This is a genomic window from Amycolatopsis decaplanina DSM 44594, assembly GCF_000342005.1.
In the GTDB taxonomy this organism is placed as follows: domain Bacteria; phylum Actinomycetota; class Actinomycetes; order Mycobacteriales; family Pseudonocardiaceae; genus Amycolatopsis; species Amycolatopsis decaplanina.
The window spans coordinates 56,337-78,791 of sequence record NZ_AOHO01000077.1 but is presented as its reverse complement, the minus strand read 5'-3'; the positions used below and the strand labels follow the sequence as shown (position 1 = coordinate 78,791).

Here is a 22,455-nt window from a genome sequence, read left to right as displayed (position 1 = left end):
GGGAACCCCCGGCCCTCAGTCGCGGGTCAGCTTGCGATGGGTGACGCGGTGCGGACGAGCCGCCTCGGCACCGAGACGTTCGACCTTGTTCTTCTCGTAGCCCTCGAAGTTACCTTCGAACCAGAACCATTGCGAGGGGTTCTCGTCCGTGCCTTCCCAGGCGAGGATGTGCGTCGCGACCCGGTCGAGGAACCACCGGTCGTGCGAGATGACCACGGCGCAGCCGGGGAACTGCTCGAGAGCGTTCTCCAGCGAGCCAAGGGTCTCGACGTCCAGGTCGTTCGTCGGCTCGTCGAGCAGGATCAGGTTCCCGCCCTGCTTGAGGGTCAGCGCCAGGTTCAGCCGGTTGCGCTCACCACCGGAGAGCACGCCCGCCGGCTTCTGCTGGTCCGGACCCTTGAAACCGAACGCGCTGACGTAGGCACGCGAGGGCATTTCGGTCTGCCCGACGTGGATGTAGTCCAGCTTGTCCGAAACCACCTCCCACACCGTCTTCTTCGGGTCGATCCCGCCCCGATTCTGGTCCACATAGGACAGTTTGACCGTCTCGCCGATCTTGACCCGGCCGTCGTCCGGCTCCTCGAGCCCGACGATCGTCTTGAACAGGGTCGTCTTGCCGACACCGTTCGGCCCGATCACACCGACGATGCCGTTGCGCGGCAGGTCGAACGACAGCCCGTCGATCAGCACACGGTCGTCGAAACCCTTGCGCAGCTTCTCGACCTCGACGACCACGCTGCCCAGCCGGGGCCCCGGCGGGATCTGGATCTCTTCGAAGTCGAGCTTGCGGTGTTTGTCCGCCTCCGCGGCCATCTCCTCGTAGCGGTCGAGCCGGGACCGCGACTTGGTCTGGCGCGCCTTGGCGTTGGACCGGACCCATTCGAGTTCGGACTTCAGCCGCTTGGCGAGCTTGGCGTCCTTCTTGCCCTGGACCTCGAGGCGCTCGCGCTTCTTCTCCAGGTACGTCGAGTAGTTGCCCTCGTAGCCGACGACGCGGCCGCGGTCGAGCTCCATGATCCACTGCGCGACGTTGTCCAGGAAGTACCGGTCGTGGGTGACGGCGAGGACGGCACCGGCGTAGTTCGCGAGGAACTGTTCCAGCCACAGCACGCTTTCGGCGTCCAGATGGTTGGTGGGCTCGTCGAGGAGCAGCAGGTCCGGCGCGGACAGGAGCAGCTTGCACAGTGCGACCCGGCGGCGCTCACCACCGGAGAGGTGGGTGACCGGCTCGTCCGGCGGCGGGCAGCGCAGCGCGTCCATCGCCTGTTCGACCGTGGAGTCGATCTCCCACGCGTCGGCGTGGTCGAGCTCCTCCTGGAGCTTGCCCATCTCCTCCATCAGCTCGTCGCTGTAGTCGGTCGCCATGAGCTCGGCGACCTCGTTGAAGCGGTTGAGCTTGACCTTGATGTCGCCCAGACCCTCTTCGACGTTCTCGCGGACGGTCTTTTCCTCGTTGAGTTCCGGCTCCTGCATGAGGATGCCGACGCTGGCGCCAGGCTGGAGGAAGGCTTCGCCGTTGCTGGCCTGCTCGATCCCCGCCATGATCTTCAGAACGGTGGACTTACCCGCGCCGTTCGGCCCCACCACGCCGATCTTGGCGCCGGGGTAGAACGCGGTGCTGACGTCGTCGAGGATGACCTTGTCCCCGACGGTCTTGCGCACCTTCTTCATGGTGTAGATGAACTCGGCCATACAACCGATCGTAGAGCGAGCCGATCGAGGCCTTGACGGCGGTCACCATCGAACTACCGAAAGTCAGCAAGATATCACTGAGCGAGCATCGCAACCTCACGCCACGGGTGCGTCCTCCAGCGCGATGACCATGGGATTCCCCGCGGGCGGCGGTGCCGACGGGATCGCCCTGGGCCGGTCCCGCCCGATCCGGTGGATCTCGGCCGAGCAGCGCGCGAGGTTGGGGCCGATGGAGAAGGCCTCAAGCTCAGGTAGACCCAGAGGTGCCGGGATCTCCTCCGCGGTCTCGGCGCCACGCAGCCGTCCGGCCACGATCACCGGGTCCCCTTTGCTCAGGCACGAGAACGCCGCCATCGCCAGCTTGCGCCAGCAAGTGACCTTGACCGCGAGCTGCCGCCCCTCGCCCCACTCCCCTCTTTCCTTGTCGTACCGGCGTTCGACACTCCGCAAGCCGAACGACACGACGTCGTGCCCGTGCACCCGCTCCGGATGGTGGACCGGTTCGCTGGTCAGGTTGCCGATCATGGTCACCCACGTTTCGCCCATCGCCATCACACTCGCCTTTCTCCTCGATCCGGGCCCTTCCCGGGGTTTCCCTTGAGCACAGACTGCCTCGGATCGAAGGGCGGAAAAGGACACGAACCGGATCTGTGGACAACTCCGGGCGTTGCAGGCTTCCTGTGGACAACTGGAGGTCGAACGCCGGGCGGATCGGCGGAATGTGCTACTCGGCGAGTTCGGGCAGGAGGACGTTTAGTGGCGCCCTAGGAACCCTGCCCCGGCTCCCGGCCCTGATCGGCGAGTTTCTTCAGCATCGCGTTGTAGGCGTTCAGATCCGCGTCACCCGAGGCTTCCTCCCGGCGATCCCGGCGCCGCGCCTCCCGCTCGTCCTGACGCGCCCACTGCACCAGCAGCGCGATGAGCACCAGCAGTACCGGCAGCTCGCCGGACGCCCACGCGATCCCGCCGCCGAGCCGCTGGTCGGTCAGCAGGTCGGTGACCCACGGCAGTTTCAGCCCACGGTAGAAGTCCTGTCCGAGCACGGTCTGCATGCTCATCAGCGCGATCCCGAAGAACGCGTGGAACGGCATGGCGGCGAACATCATCCCCAGCCGTCCCAGCGGCGGGAGCCGGCGCGGCGCCGGGTCGACACCGATCACCGGCCAGTAGAAGACGTACCCGGCGAGCAGGAAGTGCGCGTTCATCGCCAGATGCGCCCAGTGGTAGTTCAGCGCGGAGTCGAACAGACCCGAGAAGTACAGGCCGTAGAAGGAACCGACGAACAGCAGCAGCGCGACGATCGGATGCGTCAGGAACCGCGAAAGCGGCGAGTGCACGAACGCGAGCAGCCATTCACGCGGTCCGGGCGGGGCGTCCTTGCCCGCCGTGGGCAACGCGCGCAGCGCGAGCGTCACGGGTCCGCCGAGCACGAACAGCACCGGCGCCACCATGGACAGCAACATGTGGTTGCCCATGTGCACGCTGAACATCGCGGGCGCGTACCGCCCGATGCCGGACGACGTCGCGATCAGCAGCACGAAACAGCCCGCGAGCCACGCGGTCGTCCGGCCGGTGGCCCAGGTGTCGCCGCGGCGCCGCAGCCGCCGGACCCCGGCGAGGTACAGCCCGGCGAGAACGATCGCGAGGGTGCCGTAGACGAGGTCGAACCGCCAGTCCGTGAGCAGCCGGAAGACGGTCGGCGGACCGTAGAGGTCGTAGCCGATCAGCAGTTCCGTGGTCGACGGCTGGGTGAGCGATTCCTGCGGCGGCGGGGTCTTCGCGAGCCCGGTGGCGATGCCGATCGTGATGAACATGATCAGCACTTCGACCGCGGCGAGCCGCAGCAACTGCCCGCCGCCCGCGCCGTTCACCAGGCCGGCGACGCCCTTCTGCCGTTGCTGATGCCCGAAGACGCCGAGCAGCAGCAACGCGACGATCTTCGCGACCACCAGCAGGCCGTAGTCGGTGGTGAACAGGTCGGCGATCCTGATCCGCACCAGCGCGTTGACGATGCCGGAGACCGCCATCACGATCCAGCAGACCAAGGCCAGCTTGGAGAACCGCGTCGCGGCGAGCTTGAGGTTCTCGCCGCGGCGCCAGCCGAGCGCGAGCAGCGCCACCAGCCCGCCGACCCACAGCGCGGCGGCGACCAGGTGGTACAGCAGGCTGTTGGTCGCCATGTCGTGCGAGCCGCCACTCGCTGAATGCCCGGTGACCGCGACCGGGACCAGGCCGCCGACGGACAGGAAGAAGACCACCGTCGTCCAGCCCCAGGTCAGCGCGAGACGGCAGCCGAGCGCGACCAGCAGGGCGATCAACGCGGTGAACAGCCAGGCCTTCGGCTGCTCGATGGCGTCCACGAGGTCGATCAGCACCTGCGGTGAAAGCACCTCGGTGAACGGGCGACCCGCGCCGTCGGCCGCGGAGAAGAAGATCGACGCGGCCGCCGCGAAGAACCAGACCCACGCGGCGACGCCCGCGACGCGGATGGCCGCGTAACCGTCGGCCGCGAGCGTGCCGGACTTCTGCGGCGGGACCAGGAACGCGGCGAGCAACAGCGAACCCACGCACAGCACGGAAGCCGACTCGGCCAGTACCCGGACGACGGTGATGCCGTAGCGGGTCACCAGCCCCGGATCCGGGAGTCCGGCGATGACGTAACCCGCGCCACCGGTCAGCGCGACCAGGCCGACGGCCACCACCGCGGCCAGGAGCGCCCCGATCGACACCAGCGGCAGGACACCGGCCTTCCGCACGGGTGGGGCCGGTTTCGTCTCGGGGTCTGAAGGCACGTCACGAGGGTATGCCGGACGCGCAACCGGCAAGATGGCGGCGTGCGGATCATCCTGTTGAGGCACGCCGAGTCGCTGGGCAACATCGACGAGCTCGCCTATACGCGCATCCCCGACCACGCCCTGCCGCTCACGGACACCGGCCGGGAGCAGGCGAGGCTGGCAGGCCCGGAGCTCCGGGAAGTCCTCGGCGGACAGTGGACGGCGGTCTATGTCAGCCCGTATCTGCGGACACGGGAAACGTTGCGGCTACTGGATATCCGTGACTCTTGCGAGCGGATCGTGCCGGAGCCGAGGCTGCGGGAACAGGACTGGGGCAACCTCCAGGATCCGCTGGAGCAGGAGGTCCAGAAACAACGGCGCCACGAGTTCGGGCACTTCTTCTACCGGCTGCCCTTCGGCGAGTCCGGCGCGGACGTCGACGACCGGGTCGCGGCGTTCCTCAGCGAACTGGCGGCGTGCGGCGAAGATCACCCCGAGACCGTGCTCGTCGTCTCACACGGGTTGACCATCCGGTTGCTGTGCCGGCGGCTCTTCGGCTGGAGCATCGAGCTGTTCGAGTCCCTGTCGAACCCGACGACGTGCGAATACCGGATCGTCGAGCGGGTGGGCGACAAATGGACGCTGGACCGCCCGTTCCGCCAGTGGCGGGACTCACCCGACGGGGAGACGCAAGACTGACGGCGCGAGGAGCACCACCCTCGTTCCCAGCCCAGGGCTGGATTCGATCCGCGCGAAACCCCCGATCTCCGCCATCCGCGCGATGATCGAGTTCTCGAGGCCGAAGCCGCGCCGCCGGTCTCCGACGTCGAAACCGGCGCCGTGATCGCGCACCGTCAAGGAAACCCCGCCGCCGATCTGTTCGACGCTGACCACGGCCCGTCTGGTCCCGGAGTGCTTCAACGTGTTGCGCAGGGCTTCCCTGGCCGAGTCGTGCAGCGCCATGGCCGCCTCTTCCGGAAGCTCCGGAGCTGAGTCGTCCTGGATGACCACCTCGGCGCGCAGCCCCTCCGCGGCCATTTCGGCGGCGAGCAGCCGCAGCCGCTGGTGCAGCCCGATCCCCTCGGTGGATTCGTGTTCGAGGCTGATGCGGATGCGCATCGCCTGGGCGCGAGCGGTCCGGCGGACGCGGTCGAGGCTGGCCGCCGGGTCGAGTTCGTCGGCGGGCGCGGGGATCGCGAACGACTCCATCACCTGCAGGACGGTGTCGTGGACGTCGCGGCGGTGCCGTTCGCGTTCCGCCGCCCGGCCCTGCTGCTCCCCGAACCCGAGCGCGAACCGCATCGACGCGCCGACCAGGCCGACGACCGCGAGTGACGCCACCAGCGCGGTCGTGAGAGTGAGAAGGAGACCGAGCGAGGAGGCCGGGTCCAGCAGCGTGTGCGGAACCACCGCGCATCCGATGGCCAGCGCCCCCGCCGGCGCGCCGCGCAGCAGGGCCCAGATCATCACCGTGCCCATCAGATGGGTCCAGGTGATCGACGTGATCGCGGTGTCCTGCGCGAACGGCGCCGCCCCCAAGGCGAAGAGGACGGCGAATCCGGTGTCCGCCACCGGGACCAGCCTCGTCCCGGTGGCGGAGTGGCGGAAGAACCAGACGGCTTCGGCGATGTTCGGCACCAGGTGCAGCACCGCGAACGTCCACAGCACCGACGATCCGCCGAGACCCGCCGTCCACAGCGCCTGCACCAGCATCGCCAGCCGGAACGCCACCGGGATCAGGACGAGCCAGGGCAACGTGGTCTGCACCAGCCGCGCCGGGATCCCGGGGACCTGATGACGACCGGTCAGGACCCCTACGCCGCCCACGAGCATCAATACCCTCACGCCGCCCCTCCCCCGGATCAGCCTTCCTGAAACAGCGGCAAAGTCGCATTCATTTCAGTTTACCGAGCAATCAGCTTGCCCGTGGCCTGGCGGGGATGTCAACGGGCGACGGGTTCGACGGCCTCCTCACGTTTCCGCGCCCGCGCCGCGGCCACCGCGGACGGCACGATCAGCGCGGCGGTCAGGCCGACGAAAAGGAACGACACCGAAAGCGACGTCACCTGCGCGATCCCGCCGATCAGCGGCGGCCCGGCGAGGAAACCGGTGTAGGCGATCGCCGTGACGAAGGCCAGTTCCCGCTCGCCTCCCGTTCCGTCGGCGCGTTTGCCCGACGCTCCCGCGAGGCTCAGGGCGATCGGGAAGGCCGCGGCGAGCCCGGCACCCGCCAGCGCGAAGCCGACGAATCCGAACACCGGAAGGCTTGCCAGGGCGGCGAGCACGAGACCGGCCGCGGCGATCCCGGCGCCCACCGCCAGCGCACGCGTCGCGCCGAAACGGTTCTGCAGCCAGGCGCCCGCGAGCCTGGCGAACGCCATGGCCAGCGCGAACCCGGAGTAGGCGAAGGCCGCCGCCCCGTCGCCGACCCCGTGCACGGACGTCATCAGCAGGGCGGACCAGTCCGAACTCGCACCCTCCGCGATCGCCGAGAACAGCGCGATGGCGGCGAGCAACCAGAGGACGGGACGTTTGATCGGCGGCACTCGCGGCTTCTCGACGGGTTCGGTGTGCACGGGCCGCGCGCCGGGCACGGCCACGATGACGAGGGCCAGCACGACCAGCGCGGACAACGCGGCGACCGTGAGATGCCGCCCCGGCGACCACTGGTGCGACGCGGCGAATCCGGCGGCGACGGAGCCCGCCAGCGCGCCGAAGCTGAATCCGGCGTGCAGGATCGGCATGATGACTCGTCCGGTCCGGCGCTCCACCTCGACGCCCGCGACATTCATCGCCACGTCCAGCGCGCCGACGCTCGCTCCGAGGACGAACAGCGCCCCGGCGAGCAGGACGACCGACGTCGAGAAGCCGATCATCGGCAGCGCGGCGCAGGCGATGATCGTGCTGCCCGCGACCACCGCGCGGGCGCCGTGCCGTTCGATCAGCCGTCCCGAAACCGACGCCGCGATCAGCATGCCGACGCTGGCGCCCAGCAGGGCCAGCCCGAAGACACCCGGTGAGGCGTTCACCCTTTCCGACAACGCCGGAGTCCGCGGCGCCCAGGAGCCGAGCGCGGCTCCGTTGAGCGCGAACACGACGAAAACGGCCGTACGGTCACGCATAGACCCCAGTCTCCTTTCGATTCCTCTTCCCCCAGAATGACTTAAGCGCTTCAGAAAGTCCACCGGCCCTGTCCGTGACTAGACTGCGGCGGTGACCAGCACGCGACGGCGAAGGCCGACGTTGGACGATGTCGCCGACGCCGTCGGGGTGTCGCGCGCGACCGTCTCCAACGCCTACAACCGGCCCGATCAGCTGTCCGCCCAGCTGCGGGAAGAGGTGCTTCGCGCGGCCAAGAAGATCGGGTACGCGGGGCCGAACCCGACCGCGCGCAGCCTCGCCACCAGCCGCACCGGCGCGATCGCCGTCCTGCTCGACACGAATCTTTCGACGGCGTTCTCGGATCCCGCGTTGTCGGTCACCCTCGACGCGCTCTCGACCGTCGTCGACCCCGAGGGCCACGCCCTTCTGCTGCTCCCCGGCGACGGCGAGAGCGGCGGCCCGCGCGCGGAGCGGATCCTGACCGCGCAAGCCGACATCGCGGTGGCGTATTCGCTGGCCGACGGCGCGCCGGCGCTGACCGCGGTCCGGGACCGGGGCCTGCCGCTGGTGGTGATCGATCAGCCGCACATCCGCGGTTCGGCCAGGATCGGGGTCGCGGACCGGGCGGGAGCGGCCGCCGCGGCCCGGCACCTGGTGGAACTCGGGCACCGGCGGATCGGGATCTTCTCGGCGCAGTGCCTCTCGGCGCCGCGCGGCGGCGAACTGAGCGTTTCGGAGGCAGGGAACAGCCGGTTCCACGACAACCGCGAACGGATGGCCGGTTACCTGGAGACGCTGACCGAGGCGGGGATCCCGGCAGCGGACGTGCCGATCTGGGAGGCGTCCGGGCTCTCGGTCGAAGGAGCCCTCCCGAGCGCCTTCGGCCTGCTGGACCGGCACCCGCGGCCGACGGCTCTGCTGTGCATGTCGGACCTGCTGGCGCTGGCGGCGATCTCGGCCGCCAGACATCTCGGCCTGTCGGTCCCGGGTGATCTCTCGGTCGTGGGCTTCGACGACGTCCCGCCCGCCCGGTGGTCCGAACCACCGCTGACGACCGTCCGGCAGGATCTCGCCGCCAAGGGACGGGCGGCGGGCGAGCTGGTGCTGAGCCTGCTGCGCGGGGAGAAGACCCCCGCTCCCGCCGAGGTACCCGCCGAACTGGTCGTCCGGGACTCCACCGCGCCCGCGTAGCAGTCGATTTCGGCAAGCGCAAGGCGGTCTCGGCGATATGTGGAGAACTCGCCCCGATCGAGCGGCGCACAACTACTTATCCACAGAAGTAGAAATGCGGGCAGACAAAGCCTTCTCCTCGGGTCATCGTGGAATCACACATTCACCGACGGCCCTCGTGCCGCCGATTCACGGGGGAGAACCCAGCCATGCAACGACGTTTGACGAACCTGCGCGCCCGCCTCCCGCACGTGCTCCTGCTGGCCATGGCCGGCCTGCTGACCAGCGCCGGAGTCGCGAGCGCCACCGCCGCGCCGCCTGAACCCGCCTGCCAGAAGGGCGAGTTCTGCGTATGGGGCGAAGAATCGTACGGCGGCGCGGTGCACAAATTCGACCTGCGCACGTCCAATCCCGAGGAATGCATTCCCCTGCCCGAAGGCTTCGAAGGCCATTCGTTCGTCAACCGGCTGAGCAGGGACGTGACGATTTACCAGAGCGAGGAGTGCACGACCGAAGGAGATTTCATCACCTATCCGGGTGGCGGCACCTACGTACCCCAGGGACCGTTCGTGATCCGCGCCCTCAAGATCTGGGACTGACCACCCGGCGGTTCGTGCCGGTCGCTCGCGGAGGAGTCGACTCGCGACCTGCGCGAACCCAGGGGCCGCTCCCCCGAAGCGGCCCCGGCCCGTGAGCGCGTCACCCCGCGTCGTGACGCGCTCACGGGCGTTCCAAAAAACGGTGGGCTCGACCTGAAACGATCTGGCGGTGTCGAACGATCGACAGGTAGGCGACGGCTAAGCTGCCGATGCTGGGCGACACCCAACGTCGCCGACGTCGGCCCTCGTAGCTCAGCTGGATAGAGCAAGAGCCTTCTAATCTCTAGGTCGCAGGTTCAAGTCCTGCCGGGGGCACGTCGCGGCTGGTCACACGCACTGTGTGACCAGCCATCTCAAACTCAGAAGGTGCTGAGTCAGCACAAACTCAGCACTTTGGATTCGCGCCAGGGCCGAGCGGATCGCACCGCCGGAGCATCTCGGGATGCCTCGGTGGCGACCCTGGCCCGGCTCTGGGCCTTCCGGGCCGGACTCGTGTTCCTGGCCGTCCGCGTCGTCAGTGTGGTCATGCTCACCGCGATGGCGGCCCAGCGTGGCTTGCCCGTCATCGACCGGCTCACCGCCTGGGACGGGCAGTGGTACCTGCAGCTGGCCGAGCACGGCTACCGCGGCATGACCGGCACCCTGGACGCGGCCGGGCAGCCGTACGCGGACGCGCCGCTGGGCTTCTTCCCCTGTACCCGTGGACGATCAACGTCATAGGCCAAACGGGCGTACCGCTCGTCGCGGCCGGCCTGATCGTGTCGACGGTCGCCGGGATCACCGCCGCGTGCGGGTTGGAGCGGATCGGCCGCCTCGTCGGCGGGGACCGCGTCGGCCTGGTGCTCGTCGCGCTCTGGGCGGGTGCCCCGATGGCGATCACCCAGAGCAGGGTCTACACCGAATCGTTATTCGTGGCGTTCGCCGCCTGGGCGATTGTCGCGCCGCTCGGGCTCGTGGGGTGGTGGGGATACGTCGCGGCACGGACCGGCAGCCTGACGGGTTGGCAGGACGTCGAGCTGCGCGGGCGGGGCGTGCACTTCGGCGGCGGTCGGGAAGCGCTCGGCTACGTCGGCCGGATCCTCGGCGGGCGAATCCACTACTACCTCACCGCGGAGTTGGCCGACCCCGACGTTCGGTGGCTCGTTCCCCGATGCCAAGAAGGCCACTCGAACGCGCTGCGACACGCCCGCCTCCAAACCGACCGCGTCGCCGAGCCGTACATGGTCCACGCCCCTCGGCAGATGGCCGGCGAGATGATGCTCGGCCATTGGTTGATGGCGCGATGGGAACACCTCGGCGTTCAACGTGCAGATCGTCGAGATCTCCAAACACTCGCTGACCGTGCTGTGGAACGCGGATCTTCCCGCGCCGACGTGCGAGCAGATCACGGACTCGATCTCGCGGATCCGGTTCGCCTGGTGGGCCGGGCGCGATGTCGGCGAGAAGCCGCGCGTACTCACCGCACGACGGTGACCCCTTGATCCGCCTGGTCAGCGCGTCGCCCTTCGACGCGCTGAAGAGGTATCCAAACCTTCCATCCACCCGCAACGAATAGAGGCGACATGAACTATCGGATCGACAAGAACGGCAGGCACACGATGGTGTCACCCGGCCTCTATGACCGTCTTGTTGAGGCACTATCTCCAGACGCTGATCAAGAGACGCGAGACAGCGCGCTTGAGGAACTGCGTTCCTGCCGGGAGAGCGGAATCTCCCGGCCCCGATCCACGGCAGCAGATGCCGTGGTGCTGGAGCCTGTCTCCAGCACAAACCCCCGCAACTGAAGGAGCAATTTCGTTGTCTCACAACATCGCCAATGACGGTCTCGCGTGGCGAAAGGCGAAGGCGAGTGTCGGCGAGGGCGCGTGCGTCGAGCTGGCGGTGACGCCGACCGGCGAGATCGCGCTACGCAACAGCAATCGCCCCGCAGAGGGCACCCTCCCGTTCACCAAGCGCGAGATCGCCGCCTTCCTCACTGGCGCGCGGGATGGCGAGTTCGACGACATGGTCGTCTAGCGGTACCTCGAAGCTCCGGCCGACGTGCCTGTCCCCTTGCGGGCACGTCGGCCGGGTTCCAGACCACCGCGTCGCGAACTGCGCGGTGAGGGCCAGGCGAGCGGGCCCGGATGGGGGCGAAGGCCCCGACGTAGACGTGGCGTCGGGGCCCTCGCGTTTCCATGCAACCGAAAGGATCGAACACCCCGAATGAGCGTCGAGAACCTACATGCCGAGATGCTCGCACTAGCTGCGGAGTTCGGTCGGTTCTATGACCGCCTCTGCCCGCTCTACACCGAGTGGAACGAGCTCGTCGCGACATACACCCACCACGGGCTTCCCGGTGGAATCGCCGCGACTCCGCAACGCCGCGGGCGCTGAGGTCCGGTTTCCCCGCGAAGTGGTCCATCCGCATCGCGGGGCGCTATAGGTTGTGCGCATGTACGTGCCGACGCCGACACAGCGCGACCCGCATCCGGCCGACGGGCCTCCGTGGTGGCTGGTCATCGGGCCCGGGTTCGCCGCGCTCATCGGCCTGTTCCTGCTGACGGTGATCTACCGCTTCGACGGCGGGTCTGCCCTGCAGATCGACCTGGGCATGTCCAACCAGTCCCTGCTGCTGAACGGCCTCGTCGCGTACCTCGTCGCGGCCGCGCTCGCCTTCCCGGCGGGCCTGCTGCTCGGCGGGCGCTTCCCGACGTCGGTGACCGTGCCCGCGATCGTTTTGATGCTCCTGGGCGTATTGCTGGTCGCCTTCGTCCCCAGCAGCGGCCTGCTCCTGGTCGGCCGGGTGCTCAACGGACTCGGCGCGGGCGCCGCCCTCGGCGTGACCGTCGCGCTGATCCGGCGGCTCAGGACCGGCCGCGGCGCCGCGGCCGGGGTGGCAGCGGGCCTCGGTGTCCTCGCTTTGGTGCTCGCGCCGGTCCTCGGTGGACTGCTTTCGGACGTCACCGGCTTTCGCGTGGTGTACGTGGTGGCCGCGCTGTTCGTGTTCGTCGCGCTCGTCGTCGCCGGAGTCCTCGGCATCGTCGCGCTGGCCAAGGCGAAATCACCGGCACGGCCGATGCCGTACCCGCCGCATGCCTGACCTTCAGTCGCCGAGTCCCCGCAACGCCACGAGCACTTCGTCCGGCACGTCGAGCCCGGCTTCCACTTCGGACACCTTCGCGGCCACGCGCCGGTACGTCGCCCGGCCGCGGGCGCTGAGGTGGACCAGCACGCGGCGCCTGTCGGCGGCGTCGACCTCGCGGTAGGCCTGCGCGGTGGTCACCAGTTTGTCGACCACCCTCGTCAGCGTCGGGGCGGTGGCCAGCGTCCGGTCGGCGAGGTCGGCCATGGCGAGGCCGCCCTTGCCGCTCAAAGCGTCCAGCACCAGCCACTGGTCCAGGGTGAGACCTTCCTTGGCGAGCACCTGTTCCACCTTGGCGGCGACGGCACGGGCGGCACGGGTGAGCGAGCCGGTGAGCGACCTTCCGGCGGTCGTGACGCCGCGTGTCCCCATATCCCGTCCCCTTGCCAAAACCGGACACCCTCGCAATACTTCCAGGTGAAAGCACTTTGACCTTACCGGGCCACCGCACGGAGCGCCATGCCCCTACGCCTCGCCACCAGGCCCCGTGACGACACCTGGCGTGTGGCCATGGTGGTCCCGTTACAGGGGCCCGCCGGACTGTTCGGCCCGTCGTGCGAGGCGATCACGGAACTGGCCGTCCACGAACTCAACGAAGCCGGCGGCATCCTCGGCAGGCAGGTCGAGGCCGAGGTGGTCGACGGCGGCGGCAGTCCCACGCAAGTAGCCGGCGACTTGCGGCGTCTCGTCGACAGCGGGCGGGTCGACGCGGTGAGCGGCTGGCACATCTCGTCGATCCGGCACGCGCTCGCGCCGGTCGTGGCCGACAGGGTGCCGTACGTGTACACCTCGCTCTACGAAGGCGGCGAGCGCCGCTCGGGCATCTTCTGCACGGGCGAGACGCCGCGCTGCCAGATCGAACCGGCACTGCGCTGGCTGCGCGACCACCTCGGCGCCCGGCGCTGGTTCGTCGTCGGCGACGACTACGTCTGGCCACACCGGTCGACCCGCGCGATCCGCCAGTACGCGAAGGATCTCGATCTGCGCATCACCGGCGAGGCGTTCGTCGGGCTCGGCGCGGGCGACATGTCCACAATGGTCCGCAAGGTCGAACGGTCCACAAGCGACGGTGTGCTCATGTTGCTGGTCGGACAGGACGCGGTGCGCTTCAACCGGGCCTTCGCCGCGCACGGGCTCGGCGACCGGCTGATCCGGTTCAGCCCGCTGATGGAGGAGAACATGCTCCTCGCGAGCGGCGCGAACGCCACCACCGACCTCTACGTCTCCGCCGCCTACTTCCGTTCCATGGTCACGGCCGACGCGATGGACCTGCTCGGCCGCTACGTCGACCGCAACGGCCCCGGCGCCCCTGCTCTGAACAACGCCGCCGAATCCTGTTACGAGGGACTGCACACGCTGGCGGAACTCGTCCGCCGGGCGGGAACACCCGATCTGCCCGCGCTCAACGCGGCGATCGACGGCGTCGCCTACCACGGTCCGCGTGGCACGATCGAGTTCCGCGGGCAGCAGGCCGACCAGCACGTCCATCTCGCGGTAGCCGACGGCTACGACTTCGAAGTCCTCACCCGGCTCTGAACCAACACCCCCCTTGACTCGCTCCGGCGCACCACATACTTTCATTTGAAATTATTCCATGTGACATCGATTACGCGGAGGTGAGCATGGGCAACGTGGGCCTGCTCTACGTCGGCGCCGCCTTGATGATCAACGGCCTGATGTTGCTCGGCCGGATACCACCGCGTTCGGCGGCGGTGCTGAACCTCTTCGTCGGCGCACTGCAGTGCGTCACCCCGACCGTGCTGATCGTGCAGGCGGACGGGGACCAGGACGCGATCCTCGCCGCGTCCGGCCTGTACCTGTTCGGTTTCACCTATCTGTACGTCGGCATCGCGAACCTCGCCGGCCTGGCGCCCGAAGGCATCGGCTGGTTCTCGCTCTTCGTGGCGGGCGCCGCCGTGGTGTACGCGGGAATCGCCTTCTGGCATGACAACGACCCGGTGTTCGGTGTCATCTGGCTGTCCTGGGCTCTGCTGTGGACCTTGTTCTTCCTGGTGCTCGGCCTCGGCAAGGAGCATCTGACGCGGTTCACCGGCTGGACCGTCCTGCTGCTCAGCCAGCCGACGTGCACGCTGCCCGCCTTTCTCGGCCTCATCGGCGCGTACCACAGCGACGGAGGCACCGCACTGCTCGCGGCCGCGATCGCGGTGGCGCTGATCGCGGCGGCCGGATCACTCGACGTCCTGAAAAACCGTTCGGAGAAAAGGAGTCTTCATGCGACACGGTGACATTTCCGCCAGCCCCGACACGGTCGGCGTCGCGGTGGTCAACTACAAGATGCCGCGCCTGCACACCAAGGCCGAGGTCCTCGGCAACGCCCGCAAGATCGCCGAAATGGTGGTGGGCATGAAGTCCGGACTGCCGGGCATGGACCTCGTGGTGTTCCCGGAGTACTCGACGCAGGGCATCATGTACGACGCGGGCGAGATGTACGAGACCGCGGCGACCATCCCCGGCGAGGAGACCGAGATCTTCGCCGCCGCGTGCCGGGAAGCCCGGACCTGGGGCGTTTTCTCCATCACCGGCGAGCGGCACGAAGACCACCCGGACAAGCCGCCGTACAACACGCTCGTGCTCATCAACGACCGCGGCGAGATCGTCCAGAAGTACCGCAAGATCCTGCCGTGGTGCCCGATCGAAGGCTGGTACCCCGGCGAAGACACCTACGTCAGCGACGGCCCCAAGGGCATGAAGATCTCGCTGATCATCTGCGACGACGGGAACTACCCGGAGATCTGGCGCGACTGCGCGATGAAGGGCGCCGAACTGATCGTGCGCTGCCAGGGCTACATGTACCCGGCCAAGGAGCAGCAGGTCCTGATGGCCAAGGCGATGGCATGGGCCAACAACTGCTACGTGGCCGTGGCGAACGCCGCCGGTTTCGACGGCGTGTACTCGTACTTCGGCCATTCCGCGATCATCGGCTTCGACGGGCGCACGCTCGGCGAGACCGGCGAAGAGGAATACGGGATCCAGTACGCGCAGCTGTCGGTCTCGGCGATCCGCGACGCGCGGGCCTACGACCAGTCGCAGAACCACATCTTCAAGCTGCTGCACCGCGGTTACACCGGCGTGCAGGACGCCGGCGAAGGCGACAAGGGCGTGGCGGACTGCCCGTTCGACTTCTACAAGCTCTGGGTCACCGACGCCAAGAAGGCGCAGGAGAAGGTGGAGTCGATCACCCGCGACACCATCACTCCTCGGAACCCATGATGAGGACGGTGAGCCGGACACCCCGTGACGTGTGGGCGAAACTCAGCGCCAGCGGGACGAGCACCAGCGCGAAATAGATCCACAAAGGCCAGTGGTACAGATGATTCAGGTGCCACGTTTCCTTGAGGGCGATGAAGAAGGCGCCCGCGGTCACGATGAACCAGCCGCGGGCCTTGTTGGCGAAGGTGGCCATGGTGCGCCGCTGCTCGGCCGTGAACGACTTCATGACCTCGCGGTGCACCTTGCGCCGCCGCCGGCGTTCCTTGGCGATGGCCACCGGCGGCAGCAGCCACCACCAGCGCGAAACGGGCTCGCCGTAGGAGGGGCGGGGCGTGTCCTTGACCGACCGCAGATCTCCGAACCGCTCGCTTTCCTCGCGGAGTTCGAGCGCGCCCTGGTACATGGGCCCGGCGACTAGGAGCCAGCCGCCGAGGAAGGCGGACCAGGCGGTGAAGTACTCGATGTGGATCACCCCTCCCCGGACCACCGACGTCCGTGATCCGCGATGATCAGCTTATCCGCCCTAGACTCGAGACCATGGACAGGATCGACAGCGGCACCCGGGTGATCGCCGCTCCGCCCGAGACCGTCTACAAAGCCCTCCTCGACAGGGAAGCCCTCGAAACCTGGCTGCCACCCGAAGGCATGCGGGGCCGGATCGAGCAGTGGGATCCGCGGCCCGGTGGCGGCTTCCGGATGATCCTCACCTACCTCGACGCGTCCGCCGCGCCCGGCAAGTCATCGGACGCGACGGACGTCGTCGAAGTCGGGTTCGCCGACCTGGATCCGCCGGAACGTGTGGTGCAGTCGGCCGTTTTCGAGTCCGAAGACCCGGCGTTCGCGGGCACCATGACGATGACCTGGGACCTCGCCGTCGCGGGCGACGGCACCGAAGTGACCGTCACCGCGACGGACGTGCCGTCCGGCATCGGCCAGGCGGATCACGAGGCGGGGATCGCCTCTTCGCTGGCCAACCTGGCTTCCTTCGCCGAAACACGCTGACGACCGGACGCGATGACGATCGCGGCGAGGACGGCCATCACCAGCGGCACGACCAGCGCCGCCCGGAAACCGCCGAGCGCGGCCTGCGGCGAACCGTCACCGAGCGCGGCGACGTTGACCGCGGTCACCGCGGACAGCCCGAGCGCCGCCCCGAACTGGAAGGCCGTGTACAGCAGGCCCCCCGCCAGTCCCTGCTCGTCCTCGGCGATCCCGTCGGTGGCGACGATCGTCAACGGCCCGTAGGCGAGGGCGAAACCGAGGCCCAGAAGGATCATCGACGGGAACATCGCCGCGTACGTCCAGTCCATGCCCAGCGGCAGGAAGAGCGCGTACGCCACCACAGCGAGCACGAGGCCGCCGAAGATCACCCGCGTGTTGCCGAACTTCGCCACCAGCCGAGGGGTCAGCGTCGGCGCGAGGATCGCGTCGATCCCGGTCGCCAGCAGCGCCAGGCTCGTCTCGAGCGTCGACCAGCCCCGGAGTTCCTGCAGGTACAACGTCACGAGGAACTGGAACCCGAAGAAGGAACCCGCGTAGAGCAGGGCGCTGGTGTTCGCCCGCATCAGCGGTCCCGACCTGAGGATGCCCAACCGCACCAGTGGCGCGGGCGAGCGGCGTTCGATGGCCACGAAGGCCGCCAGCGCCGCCACTCCCCCGGCCAAGGAAGCGACCGTCCAGCCCCAGCCCTGTCCGGGGTGCTCCAGCCGGACCACCCCGTAGGCGAGCAGCAGCATCGCCACGGTCACGGTGACGGCTCCACCGAGGTCCAGGCGCCGGGGGACGCGGACCCGCTTCACCGGTTCCTTGATGAGCCAGAGCGCGGCGGACAGGATGACGGCGGACAGGATCACCGGCGTGAAGAACACCCAGCGCCAGTCGATCCTGGTCAGCAGCCCGCCGATGACCAGGCCGAGCGAGAAACCGCCCGCCGCGGTGCCGGCGTAGAACAGCAGGGCCTTGGTGCGTTGGGGGCCTTCTTCGAAGCTCGTGGTGATGATCGACAGGCCGGCGGGGGTCATGAAGGCCGCGGCGACGCCGGTGATGAACCGGGCGAGCAGCAGCATCCAGCCCTCGGTGGCGAATCCGCCCAGCCCGGAGAAGACGAGGAACACCATCAGCCAGGTGAGGAACATGCGGCGGCGGCCGTACAGGTCGGCGGCGCGCCCGCCCAGCAGCATGAACCCGCCGTAGCCGAGCACGTAGGCGCTCACCACGCCGCTGAGCGTAGCGGTCGACAGGCCGAGTTCGGCCCGGATGGACGGCAACGCCACGTTCAGCATCGCGACGTCGATGCCCTCCAGGAAGATGGCGCCGCACAGCACCAGGAGCATGCCCCAGGCCTCCCCGCCCATCCGGTCGGCGGCGCGCGGCGGCGTTCGTGTGTTGATCAAGATCGGATCTCCCTCAGTGGACAAGGGACCGACGGTTACCCAAATGCCGGTCGGTTCCCTCTTGTAACCAAGGAGATCTTCGGACACTATCGATGACCATGGAAGAAGGCACTTCGAACTCACCTAGTCGTTGCGAACTCACCGAAGAGGACTACGAGGCCTTCCAGTGGGACACGCGCGAGGACTGCGAGGTCCGCCAGATCCTGGACAGGGTGGCGGACAAATGGTCGCTCCTGGTGATCGCGCTGCTCGACCGGAACACTCTGCGGTTCACCGAGCTCAAGTACAAGATCGACGGCATCAGCCAGCGCATGCTCACCACCACGCTGCGGCATCTGGAACGCGACGGGCTCGTGAAGCGGACCGTCTATCCGGTGGTGCCGCCCCGGGTCGAGTACGCACTGACGCCGCTGGGGATGACGCTGCACCAGACCATCCAGTCGCTGGTCACCTGGACCGAGGACCACCAGAGCGAAATCGCCCTCGCCCGCGCCCAGTACGACAAACGCGTCACCGCCTGAGGAGTCGCATGGCCAGACTGTCCGGAGGGGATCCGTCACTGCTTCGGCGGCTCAACACCATCGCCGTCTTGCGAGCGCTGTACGCGGCGGAGGAACTCACCCTCGCGGAACTGGTCAGGGCCAGCGAGGTCTCCCGTCCGACGGTCAAGGAGATCGCCGCCGAACTCGGCGAACAGGGCCTCGTCGAGGAGCTACCGCTCTCCCCCGGCGCACCGCGGCCGGTGGGCAGGCCCGCCAAGCGGTACCGCTTCCGCCACGAGTCCGGGCACGTCGCCGGCCTCGAAATCGGCCCGCACCGGGCATTGTGCCTGGTCGCCGACCTGCGGGGCGAGGTCGTCGGGCGGGCGAAGGCCGGACTCACCCCGGAAATGGACGCCACGGACCGGCTCGGCGCCGCGCACCGGGTGCTCGGCACGGCCGTCGAAGGCCACGTCAACGTTCGGGTGCTCGGCATCGGCACCACCGGCGTGGTGTCCGGCGGCAAGGTCGTCCGCGACGACCGCCTTCCCGGCTGGACCGGCGTCGACCTGCCCGCGGAGTTCGGCGGCGGATGCCCGGTACTGGCCGGGAACGACACCAAGCTCGCGACACTGGCCGAACACTGGCGCGGGGCCGCGCACGGCGTCGACGACGTCGTCTACGTGCGGGCCGGGCGCACCATCTCACTCGGCCTGCTGCTGGGCGGGAAGCTGCACGCCGGCCACCACGGCGCGGCGGGCGAGATCGGCGCCCTGCGGCAGGTCGGCCGGCACGCGTCACTCGACAGGTTCGTCGAGCTCGTCGCCGCGATCGTGCTCGCCGTCGACCCGCGACTGGTGGTGATCGGCGGGCTCGCCCCGGCCGGGGACGTGCTGACGACGCCGCTGCGCGCCGAACTGGCCCGGTTGTGCCTGTTCCCGGTGCGCGTCGAGACGTCGACGCTCGGCGAAGACTCGGTGGCGCTCGGCGCGGTCAGGCTGGCGCTGAGCCGCGTGGAGCGCGAACTGTTCAGCGTCGCGGACGTCGCCTGAGCAGGCTGATCACCACGATCAGCACGGCCACCCCACCACTGGTGAACAGCTGCGTCCGCGCGTCGGCGTCCGTCCACATGAGAATGAGGACACCGGCCATCGCGAGCAGGGCGACCCAGCTGAGCCACGGGAAACCCCACATCCGCACCGGCAGGTCCGCGGCCGTGCCGTCGCGTTCCGCCGCCTTCCGCAGCCGCAACTGGGAGACGGCGACGAAGATCCAGACCAGCAGGATGTTCGCCCCGATGGCGTTCAGCAGGAACGGAAGCACATGCTCGGGCGCGAGGAAGTTCAGCAGCACGGCCACGAAACCGAAGGCCACCGACGCGAGCACCGCCGTCCGGGGAACACCCGCTCCGGACAGCTTCAGCATCGCGCGCGGCGCTTCACCGCGCGCGGCCAGGGAGAACACCATCCGCGAGGCGCCGTAGAGGTTCGCGTTCAGTGCCGAGAGCAGCGAGGTCAGCACGACGAAACTCATCATGAGCGCCGCCGACGGCACCCCGATCTGCTCCAGGATGGTCACGAAGGGGCTGGTGTTGGCCGAAGCGGACTCCCACGGCAGCAACAACACCATCAGCGCCACGGAACCGATGTAGAACAACAGCAGCCGCACGATGACCGTGCGCGTGGTGCGGCGGATCGAGCCCGCCGGATCGTCGGACTCCGCCGCGGCGATGGTGACCAGTTCCATGCCGCCGAAGGAGAACGCGACCGCGAGCAGACCGGTCAGCACGCCTTGGAGACCGTTGGGCAGGAAACCGCCGTGCCCGGTGAGATTGTCCAGGCCGACCGGCGACGTCCCCGGCAGGATCCCGAACACCGCCAGCGTGCCGAGCACGAGGAAGCCGACCACGGCGGTCACCTTGATCGCGCCGAACCAGAACTCGAACTCCCCGAACGAGCGCACGGCGAACAGGTTCACCACGGTCAGCACGGCCATGAACAGCAGCACCCAGGTCCACTGTGGAACCACGGGCAGCAGCCCGTTCGCGATCCCCGCCGCCGCGGTGGCCTCGGCGGCGACCACGACCACCAGCAGCGACCAGTACAGCCAGCCGACGGTGAACCCGGCCCAGCGCCCGAGCGCCTTCTCCGCGTACACCGAGAACGAACCGCTGCTCGGCTCGGCGGCCGCCATCTCGCCCAGCATGCGCATCACGAGCACCATGAGCAGGCCCGCGACCACATAGGACAGCAGGATGCCGGGGCCCGCGGTCTTGATCCCCGCGCCGGTGCCGACGAACAGTCCGGCGCCGATCGCCCCGCTGATGGCCAACATGGTGACGTGCCGCCGCCGGAACCCGGTGCCGAGCGACCGGGTCTCGATCGTGGTCACGGGTTCGGCGGGACCTGGTGCGGGCATGGCGGATCCATTCGTCTGCGGTGGTAGTCGGACGCTCAAGCGCGGGACAACTCTTCCAGCCGCTCATGGAGCCGGTCGACGTGGTCCTCGATTTCGGGCTTCATCAGCACGCTACGCAGGATCCTCGCGCCGTCCGCATCCGCACCGACCTCGGTGTGACGCAGACCGAACTGCGCCTCGCTCACCTGGAGCGCGCTGAGGAACACCGGTTCCCTCGCCGCGGCCATGCCGTTGCGCAGGATCCGCGTACTCGCCTGGTCGATCTTCGACAGCGAAAGCGGCTCCGTGCGGGGGAAGTAGGTGACGATGTCGAGTTCCGGTGGCTGGTACAGGTCGAACCGCTCGGAGTCCTCCAGCAGTTTCGCCCACCGCAACGCCGCGCGGCGCCCGGCCGCGAGCACCCGGCCCAGTCCGCCGGGGGTGGGCGGCAGCACCCGGAAGGTGAGCCACAACGCGGCGGCGGCCGCGCCCGCCCGGGAGCATTCGAGACTGATCTCGCCGAGGTGCAGGTCTTCCGAGGTGAAGTAGGTGTACGGCGAATCGTGCAGGTAGAACCGGCCCGCCCCGGGATCCTTGAACAGCACCGCGCCGCAACCGTAGGGCTGGAGGCCGTGCTTGTGCGGGTCTATCACGATCGAGTCGGCCTCCGCGATGGCGAGCCACGGCGCTTGGGGCAGACCTTCGGGACCGTCCAAACCGGACAGAAGCCGGAAGAACCCACCGTAGGCCGCGTCGACGTGCACCCGGACGCCGTAGCGTTCACGCAGCGCCAGCGCCTCGTGAACAGGTTCGACCGTGCCGAGCGCGGTCGTGCCCGCGGTGAGCACCACGGTGCCGACCTTCCCGGTGCGCAGCAGGTCTTCGAGCGCGTCGAGATCCATCGCGCCGCGGGCGTCGACAGGCACCGTATGTCCCTCGACGCCGAGCACGCCGCACATCCGGCCGTGCGTGTAGTGCGCCTCGGCGCTGTACGCGATCCCCTTGCCCGGATGCGTTTCCCGCGCGACGAACAGCGCCTCGAGGTTCGCCACCGTGCCGCTGGTGGTCAGATGCCCCAGATGCTCCGTGTAGCCGAACATCGTGGCCAGCTGCCGGACGACGTCGCGTTCCATCTCGGCCGTCGCGGGGCCGCCGTCGAGCGCGTGGTTGTTGGGGTTGACCAGCATCGCGGTCAGGTAGCCGACCACCGCGGCCGGATGCGGCGGTTTGAGCATCTGGCCGACGTAGGACGGGTGGAAGAACGGGTAGTTGTCCTTCAGCCGCTCGGTGAGCTCCTCGAACGCGGTCTCGAACCGCCCGTCGGAGATCTCCAGTGACGGATGCGGCCGGACGGGGGTGAACGTCTCCGCCCACGCCTCGTTCGACGTCAACGCCTGACCGAGCCAGTACCGGAAGTCCATCAAGGGCGCCCTTCGCTTCGTTCGGCTCCAAAAAATCTAGGAGTCGCCGGAGGCCTCGCGCAACCGTCTTCGG

The 22,455-nt window shown here is 68.6% G+C and carries 23 protein-coding genes and 1 tRNA gene; 14 read left to right on the top strand and 10 right to left on the bottom strand.

Annotated features, from left to right (window positions below; translation table 11 throughout):
- Positions 1–15: 15 nt before the first annotated feature.
- From ettA to H074_RS34325, 3 genes are all read right to left on the bottom strand, one after another.
- Positions 16–1,692 carry an energy-dependent translational throttle protein EttA gene (gene ettA / locus H074_RS34335; protein ID WP_007034699.1) on the bottom strand — a complete coding sequence of 559 codons (1,677 nt, stop codon included), beginning with the start codon at positions 1,690–1,692 and terminating at the stop codon, positions 16–18.
- A gap of 96 nt (positions 1,693–1,788) precedes the next feature.
- Entirely contained in the window at positions 1,789–2,238 is a 450-nt protein-coding gene (locus tag H074_RS34330) for a single-stranded DNA-binding protein (protein ID WP_235096952.1), read from the bottom strand.
- 218 nt (positions 2,239–2,456) lie between these two features.
- Positions 2,457–4,484, bottom strand: a complete 2,028-nt coding sequence (locus H074_RS34325; RefSeq protein ID WP_051072069.1) for a bifunctional copper resistance protein CopD/cytochrome c oxidase assembly protein — start codon at positions 4,482–4,484, stop codon at positions 2,457–2,459.
- Positions 4,485–4,526: 42 nt separating this feature from the next.
- Between H074_RS34325 and H074_RS34320 the strand changes: the two genes are divergently transcribed.
- The gene (locus H074_RS34320; protein ID WP_007034696.1) at positions 4,527–5,165 is read left to right on the top strand and encodes a histidine phosphatase family protein; all 639 of its coding nucleotides are present in this window, start codon (positions 4,527–4,529) and stop codon (positions 5,163–5,165) included.
- On the opposite strand, the gene H074_RS34315 is transcribed toward H074_RS34320, so the two are convergent.
- Entirely contained in the window at positions 5,139–6,299 is a 1,161-nt protein-coding gene (locus H074_RS34315; protein WP_007034695.1) for a sensor histidine kinase, read from the bottom strand. The genes H074_RS34320 and H074_RS34315 overlap by 27 nt on opposite strands.
- A gap of 110 nt (positions 6,300–6,409) precedes the next feature.
- Positions 6,410–7,588 (bottom strand): MFS transporter, encoded by a 1,179-nt coding sequence (locus tag H074_RS34310; protein ID WP_007034694.1) that lies wholly within the window; start codon positions 7,586–7,588, stop codon positions 6,410–6,412.
- A gap of 121 nt (positions 7,589–7,709) precedes the next feature.
- Between H074_RS34310 and H074_RS34305 the strand changes: the two genes are divergently transcribed.
- From H074_RS34305 to H074_RS34280, 7 genes are all read left to right on the top strand, one after another.
- Positions 7,710–8,759, top strand: a complete 1,050-nt coding sequence (locus H074_RS34305; protein WP_007034693.1) for a LacI family DNA-binding transcriptional regulator — start codon at positions 7,710–7,712, stop codon at positions 8,757–8,759.
- Positions 8,760–8,947: 188 nt separating this feature from the next.
- Positions 8,948–9,337 carry a peptidase inhibitor family I36 protein gene (locus tag H074_RS34300; protein WP_039924090.1) on the top strand — a complete coding sequence of 130 codons (390 nt, stop codon included), beginning with the start codon at positions 8,948–8,950 and terminating at the stop codon, positions 9,335–9,337.
- 241 nt (positions 9,338–9,578) lie between these two features.
- Positions 9,579–9,652 (top strand) — tRNA-Arg (locus H074_RS34295).
- A 135-nt stretch (positions 9,653–9,787) separates the two neighbouring features.
- On the top strand, positions 9,788–10,057 hold the full coding sequence (locus H074_RS38880) for a hypothetical protein (protein WP_007034691.1): 270 nt from the start codon (positions 9,788–9,790) through the stop codon (positions 10,055–10,057).
- Between the two features lie 149 nt (positions 10,058–10,206).
- Positions 10,207–10,818 (top strand): hypothetical protein, encoded by a 612-nt coding sequence (locus H074_RS38875; RefSeq protein ID WP_152521551.1) that lies wholly within the window; start codon positions 10,207–10,209, stop codon positions 10,816–10,818.
- Positions 10,819–11,134: 316 nt separating this feature from the next.
- Positions 11,135–11,353, top strand: coding sequence for a DUF397 domain-containing protein (locus H074_RS34285; protein ID WP_007034690.1), 219 nt, complete (start codon positions 11,135–11,137; stop codon positions 11,351–11,353).
- Positions 11,354–11,771: 418 nt separating this feature from the next.
- Positions 11,772–12,419, top strand: a complete 648-nt coding sequence (locus tag H074_RS34280) for an MFS transporter (RefSeq protein ID WP_007034689.1) — start codon at positions 11,772–11,774, stop codon at positions 12,417–12,419.
- Positions 12,420–12,422: 3 nt separating this feature from the next.
- Here H074_RS34280 and H074_RS34275 read toward each other — a convergent pair whose 3' ends face one another.
- On the bottom strand, positions 12,423–12,833 hold the full coding sequence (locus tag H074_RS34275; protein ID WP_007034688.1) for a MarR family transcriptional regulator: 411 nt from the start codon (positions 12,831–12,833) through the stop codon (positions 12,423–12,425).
- An 87-nt stretch (positions 12,834–12,920) separates the two neighbouring features.
- On the opposite strand from H074_RS34275, the gene H074_RS34270 reads away from it, so the two are divergent.
- From H074_RS34270 to H074_RS34260, 3 genes are all read left to right on the top strand, one after another.
- On the top strand, positions 12,921–13,997 hold the full coding sequence (locus H074_RS34270) for a substrate-binding domain-containing protein (protein WP_268744785.1): 1,077 nt from the start codon (positions 12,921–12,923) through the stop codon (positions 13,995–13,997).
- Between the two features lie 86 nt (positions 13,998–14,083).
- Positions 14,084–14,707 (top strand): AmiS/UreI family transporter, encoded by a 624-nt coding sequence (locus H074_RS34265; RefSeq protein ID WP_007034686.1) that lies wholly within the window; start codon positions 14,084–14,086, stop codon positions 14,705–14,707.
- Positions 14,694–15,692, top strand: coding sequence for an aliphatic amidase (locus H074_RS34260; RefSeq protein ID WP_007034685.1), 999 nt, complete (start codon positions 14,694–14,696; stop codon positions 15,690–15,692). Before H074_RS34265 ends, H074_RS34260 begins: the two co-directional genes overlap by 14 nt.
- Here the strand turns inward: H074_RS34260 and H074_RS34255 are convergent.
- Entirely contained in the window at positions 15,673–16,164 is a 492-nt protein-coding gene (locus H074_RS34255; protein ID WP_007034684.1) for a hypothetical protein, read from the bottom strand. The two genes, H074_RS34260 and H074_RS34255, sit on opposite strands and share 20 nt — an antisense overlap.
- Before the next feature lie 65 nt (positions 16,165–16,229).
- Here H074_RS34255 and H074_RS34250 point away from each other — a divergent pair, with 65 nt between their 5' ends.
- Entirely contained in the window at positions 16,230–16,694 is a 465-nt protein-coding gene (locus H074_RS34250) for an SRPBCC family protein (protein ID WP_007034683.1), read from the top strand.
- Here the strand turns inward: H074_RS34250 and H074_RS34245 are convergent.
- The gene (locus tag H074_RS34245) at positions 16,634–18,046 is read right to left on the bottom strand and encodes an MFS transporter (protein WP_039924087.1); all 1,413 of its coding nucleotides are present in this window, start codon (positions 18,044–18,046) and stop codon (positions 16,634–16,636) included. The two genes, H074_RS34250 and H074_RS34245, sit on opposite strands and share 61 nt — an antisense overlap.
- A gap of 131 nt (positions 18,047–18,177) precedes the next feature.
- Between H074_RS34245 and H074_RS34240 the strand changes: the two genes are divergently transcribed.
- Positions 18,178–18,606: a winged helix-turn-helix transcriptional regulator gene (locus H074_RS34240; protein ID WP_007034681.1), complete on the top strand. Its 429-nt coding sequence runs from the start codon at positions 18,178–18,180 to the stop codon at positions 18,604–18,606.
- An 8-nt stretch (positions 18,607–18,614) separates the two neighbouring features.
- Positions 18,615–19,616, top strand: a complete 1,002-nt coding sequence (locus H074_RS34235; RefSeq protein WP_007034680.1) for an ROK family transcriptional regulator — start codon at positions 18,615–18,617, stop codon at positions 19,614–19,616.
- Here the strand turns inward: H074_RS34235 and H074_RS34230 are convergent.
- Both H074_RS34230 and H074_RS34225 read right to left on the bottom strand, forming a co-directional pair.
- On the bottom strand, positions 19,594–20,982 hold the full coding sequence (locus H074_RS34230) for an amino acid permease (RefSeq protein ID WP_007034679.1): 1,389 nt from the start codon (positions 20,980–20,982) through the stop codon (positions 19,594–19,596). The two genes, H074_RS34235 and H074_RS34230, sit on opposite strands and share 23 nt — an antisense overlap.
- A 35-nt stretch (positions 20,983–21,017) precedes the next feature.
- Positions 21,018–22,382 carry a pyridoxal phosphate-dependent decarboxylase family protein gene (locus H074_RS34225; protein WP_007034678.1) on the bottom strand — a complete coding sequence of 455 codons (1,365 nt, stop codon included), beginning with the start codon at positions 22,380–22,382 and terminating at the stop codon, positions 21,018–21,020.
- Between the last annotated feature and the right edge of the window lie 73 nt (positions 22,383–22,455).